General features: G+C 67.0%; 1 protein-coding gene. It reads left to right on the top strand.

Annotated features, from left to right (window positions below):
* A partial coding sequence (locus A8G08_RS14540; RefSeq protein WP_157108583.1) for a condensation domain-containing protein occupies positions 1 to 3,543 on the top strand: 3,543 nt, incomplete at both ends.

The following is a 3,543-nucleotide window of genomic DNA, read 5'->3' as shown; positions in this document are numbered from 1 at the left end:
ACACCGTGACCGATGCGGATGTGTCGGTGGTGCCGATCGGTTCACCGGTGTGGAACACCCAGGTGTTCGTGCTCGATGCCCGCTTGCGGCCGGTGCCGTTCGGGGTCGCGGGCGAGTTGTATGTGGCGGGCTCGCAGTTGGCGCGCGGCTACTTCGGTCGCCCCGACTTGAGTGCGGAACGCTTCGTGGCCAACCCCTTCGGGGCCGGGGGACGCCTGTATCGCACCGGTGACCTTGTCCGCTGGAAGGCTCCACAGCAGGGTCGCTTCGCGCGCTCCGCGCCCGAGTTGGAGTATGTGGGCCGCTCCGACTTCCAGGTGAAGCTGCGTGGTCAGCGTATCGAGCTCGGCGAGATCGACGCGGTCCTTGCGTCGCACGAGTCGGTCGGATTCGTGGTGACGATGGGACGCCAACTCGATTCCGGTGCCACGGTTCTGGTGTCCTATGTACAGCCGACTCCGGGCACCGCTATCGATTCGGTGGCGTTGGCGAAATTCGTCGGCGACCGGTTGCCGGGTTACATGGTGCCGTCGGCATTCATGGTGATCGATCATGTTCCGTTGACCCCCGCCGGCAAGCTGGACCGTAATGCGTTGCCGGCGCCCGTGTTCGAGGTCGCGGAGTTCCGTGCCGCGTCCACCCCGCTCGAGGCTGCCCTGGCCGAGGTGATGGCCGAGGTCCTCGGTCTCGAGTCGGTCAGTGTCGATGATTCGTTCTTCGCACTTGGCGGCGACAGCATCGTGTCGATCCAGCTTGTGTCCCGGGCGCGGGCGCGGGGGATCAGGTTCTCCCCGCGTGATGTGTTCGAGCAGCGGACGGTGGCCGGGTTGGCCGAGGTCGCGGTGTTCGACGACGGCACCGCCGAGGTGCAGACCCTGGCCGAGTTGCCCGGCGGCGGCGTGGGCACTATGCCGCTGATGCCGGTGATGGCGGGCTTCCTTGCCGGTGGTGGGGATTTCCGGACGTTCAATCAGGCTGTGCCGGTGCAGGTTCCGGCGTCGATGGACCTGGAGTTGTTGACCAAGACCATTGCCGCGGTTGTCGATCAGCACGACATGCTGCGCGCCATCTTGGACCGCGACGCCGAGGGCGAATGGGTTTTCGAGGCACGCCCGGCGGGTTCAGTCGACGTGGCGGAGTGGATCCGTCATTACCCGGTGCCTGCCGATATCGATGACGCCGAGTTGAACGCGGTCGCGTCGCGCGCCGCCGATTCGGCTCTGCGTGAGCTGGATCCGCAGACCGGTGACATGGTGCGGTTCCTCTGGTTCGACTTCGAAGGAGCGGACCGGCACGGCGTGCTCTACATCGTCGGGCACCATTTCGTCGTCGATGGCGTGACGTGGCGAATTCTGGTGCCGGACATGGCGATCGCGTGGTCGCAGTTGACTGCGGGTCAACCGGTGGCATTGGCGCCGGTCGGTACCTCGATGCGCCGCTGGACCCACGCACTGGCCGAGGAAGCGGTGACGCCGGGCCGATCCGTGGAGCTCGAGCTGTGGCGCGAAATCCTCGACGCCGAGGATCCGCTGCTGGGTTCGCGGGCGCTCGATCCGAAGATCGACATCGAGGCGACGACGGAACGGGTCGAGGTGAAGATCCCCGCCGACGTGACCGATGCGGTGCTGCGTGATCTGCCCGAGCTGTATCGCGCGAGTGTCAACGACGGACTGCTTGCCGCGTTGGCAATGGCGCTCGTGACGTGGCGGCGCAATCGGGGCGTCGACCTCTCGTCTGCTTTGGTGCGCATGGAAGGCCACGGCCGCGAGGAAACCCTGATCCCAGGTGCAGACCTGTCGCGCACGGTGGGCTGGTTCACCAGCGCCTACCCGGTGCGCGCAGACCTTGCCGGGATCGATGTGGCCGATGCCTTCAATGGTGGCGTTGCTGCGGGCGAGGCGATCAAGGCGGTCAAGGAACAGCTACTGGCCATCCCGGATCGAGGCATGGGCTACGGGCTGCTCCGCCACCTCGGTGGCGAATCCGGTGCGGTGCTGGCCGATCTGCCGCATGGGCAGGTCAGCTTCAACTACCTCGGCCGGGTCGGTGCCACTGAGGTGCCGGCGGCACTCGCCGATATCGGGTGGGGACTTTCTGGTGCGTTGCGGGAGCTGACCTCGGAGGTCGAGTCGACGATTCCGGCGCACGCGGTTGTTGACATCAATGCGCTCGTCGAGGACGACGGCGTCCTCACTGCCGGATTCACGTTCCCGCGCGGGGTGATCGACCGCAACGACGTCACGGAACTCGCGGACCTGTGGAGCGACGCGTTGCGCGGGCTCGCGCAGCACAGTGCGGCGCCGGACGCCGGTGGCCTCACTCCCTCGGATCTGCCGTTGGTCGCGGTGGGCCAGGACGATATCGACGGCTGGGAACAGCGCTACCCCAACCTGACCGATGTCTGGCAACTCTCGCCGATGCAGTCCGGTCTGCTGTTCCACGCGATGCTCACCGCCGATGCCGGCGACGTCGACGTGTATACGACGCAGGCGATCGTGCAGTTGGGCGGCTATGTCGATCCGGAGCGGTTGCGTTCGGCTGCGCAAGCGCTGACCGACCGGTATGCGAACCTGCGGACCGCATTCCTCGCGGATTCTTCGGGTGTCGCGGTGCAGCTCGTGCTCGATCGGGTCGAGTTGCCTTGGCGTGAGCTGGATTTGACGTTGTTGCCCGAGGGCGAGCGGGCCGAGCACGCCCGTGCGGTGCTGGCCGCGGATCAGTCCGACGGGTTCGATATGACCCGCCCGCCGCTTGTGCGTTTCACCCTGATCCGCACCGGCCACGACGCGTGGCAGCTGGGCGTGACGGCGCACCACGTGCTGCTCGATGGCTGGTCGATGCCGCTGCTGATGCGGGATCTGTTGGTGCTTTATGCGGTCAGCGGCGATCTGTCGGTGCTGCCGCGGGTGCGGGAGTACCGCAACTTCCTGGTGTGGCTGGCCGCGCAGGACCGCCACCGTTCGCTGGCGACGTGGGCGCAGGCACTCGAGGGGCTCGAGGGACCGACACTGCTCGCATCGGCTGGACGCCAGTTCGGCGCCGAGTCCGGTGTCGGGAAGGTCGGTGTCAACCTGAGCGACGCCGAGACGGCGCAGCTCGCGGAGGTCGCAGCCGGGCTGGGTGTCACGGTCAACACGATGGTGCAGGCCGCATGGGCGGTCGTGCTGGGCCGGATGACCGGGCAGTCCGACGTCGTGTTCGGTGCCACCGTCTCCGGTCGCCCGGCCGAGGTGGCCGGCGTCGAGTCGATGGTCGGCTTGTTCATCAACACCATCCCGGTCCGGGTTCGCATCGATTCCGGCGCCGCGGTGTCAGAGTTGTTGGGACGCTTGCAGTCCGAGCAGGCCGACCTGCTCGAGCACCACTACATCGGCCTGACCGACATTCACCAGGCCGCGGGCCTGGCGGCATTGTTCAACACGCTGTTCGTCTTCGAGTCCTACCCCGTCGACAGGGCTGCGCTGAGCGAGGCCGGTTCCGCGCTGGACGGAATGCAGGTCACCGCCGTCGAGATGCTGGACGGCTCGCACTACCCACTGACGG

It is taken from the genome of Aldersonia kunmingensis, from assembly GCF_001646865.1.
GTDB lineage: Bacteria > Actinomycetota > Actinomycetes > Mycobacteriales > Mycobacteriaceae > Aldersonia > Aldersonia kunmingensis.
Note: the sequence above shows the minus strand (reverse complement) of the source record. Positions and strands in the feature narration are given on the sequence as shown.